The organism is Parafrankia sp. Ea1.12, from assembly GCF_900465275.1.
Classification (GTDB): domain Bacteria; phylum Actinomycetota; class Actinomycetes; order Frankiales; family Frankiaceae; genus Parafrankia; species Parafrankia soli.
Genome location: NZ_UBIZ01000161.1, coordinates 1 through 1,428 on the forward strand (window position 1 = coordinate 1; position 1,428 = coordinate 1,428).

Here is a 1,428-nt window from a genome sequence, read left to right on the forward strand (position 1 = left end):
CCCGAGTCCCTCGCGCACCCCGCCCGCATGCTGCCCGCCCTCGCCCGCCACATCATCACCACGTTCACCAAGCCGGGTGATCTCGTCGTCGACCCTATGTGCGGCATCGGCACCACCCTGGTAGAAGCCGCCCACCTCGGCCGCCACGCCCTCGGCATCGAATACGAACCCCGCTGGGCCACCATCGGCCGTACCAACGCCACCCTCGCGCACACCCAGGGCGCCACCGGCACCATCCAGCTCATCACCGGCGACTCCCGCCGCCTTCCCGCCCTCGCCCCCGAGGGTGTGCGCGGAAACGCGGCTCTTCCCAGTGGGACTGTAAGAACAACGGTGTAACTCCCCTGTGACACTCTGTGTATACGCGCAGGTAGAGGAGGCACCAGATGACCGACACGATGACCGAGACGATCACGGACAAACCGGCCGAGGCCGCCGGCGTCGTCCCGGCCCAGCCGGTGGTCGTCGACGAGGCGCTCGCCGAGAGCCTCATCGAGCGGGCCCGCGCCGACGGGCTGTCGCTGACCGGGCCAGGCGGGATGCTGGGCACGCTGACGAAGATGGTCCTGGAGAAGGCGCTGGCCGCCGAGATGACCGCTCATCTCGGCTACGACGCGGGCGACCCGGCCGGCCGTAACAGCGGCAACTCCCGCAACGGCACCCGGTCGAAGACCCTGATCACCGAGATCGGCCCGGTCGAGATCGACGTGCCCCGCGACCGCGACGGCACGTTCACCCCGAAGCTCGTCGCGAAGCGGCAGCGCCGCCTCGGCGGCGTCGAGGAGCTCGTCGTCTCCCTGGTCGCCAAGGGGCTCACGACCGGCGAGGTCCAGGCGCATCTGGCCGAGGTCTACGGCACCGACGTGTCGCGCCAGACCATCTCGACCATCACCGACACGGTGATCGAGGGCATGGAGGCCTGGCGCGCCCGCCCACTCGACGCGGTCTACGCCGTGGTGTTCATCGACGCGATCGTGGTGAAGATCCGCGACGGGCAGGTCGCGAACCGGCCGATCTACGCCGCGATCGGCGTCACCGCCGACGGGGAACGCGACATCCTCGGCTTGTGGGCCGGCACCGGCGGCGAGGGCGCCAAACACTGGCAGCAGATCCTCACCGACCTGAAGAACCGCGGTGTCGCCGACGTGCTCATCCTCGTCTGCGACGGCCTGACCGGCCTGCCCGACGCCGTCGCCCAGGTCTGGCCGGCGACGATCGTGCAGACCTGCATCGTGCACCTGCTGCGCAACTCGTTCCGCTACGCCAGCAAGAAGGACTGGCCCGCGCTCGCGAAGGACCTCAGTGGGCGTTCTGCACGCTTTTGCCGGGTCTCAACTTGGGTTGATCTTTGGGGTGGTCGGTGGGGCGGGCTGGGGAAGGACGAACAGGCCGGGATCGGGCTCGGTGAGAACACCCCGTTCCACCAGG

At 69.5% G+C, this 1,428-nt stretch carries 1 protein-coding gene and 1 pseudogene; both read left to right on the forward strand.

Going from position 1 to position 1,428, the window contains the following annotated elements; genetic code table 11:
* Nucleotides 1-309 (forward strand): annotated as a pseudogene (locus FMEAI12_RS04450) (TRM11 family methyltransferase); the annotation flags it as partial.
* Nucleotides 310-398: 89 nt separating this feature from the next.
* A partial coding sequence (locus FMEAI12_RS04455; RefSeq protein WP_235013691.1) for an IS256 family transposase occupies nucleotides 399-1,428 on the forward strand: 1,030 nt, incomplete at its 3' end.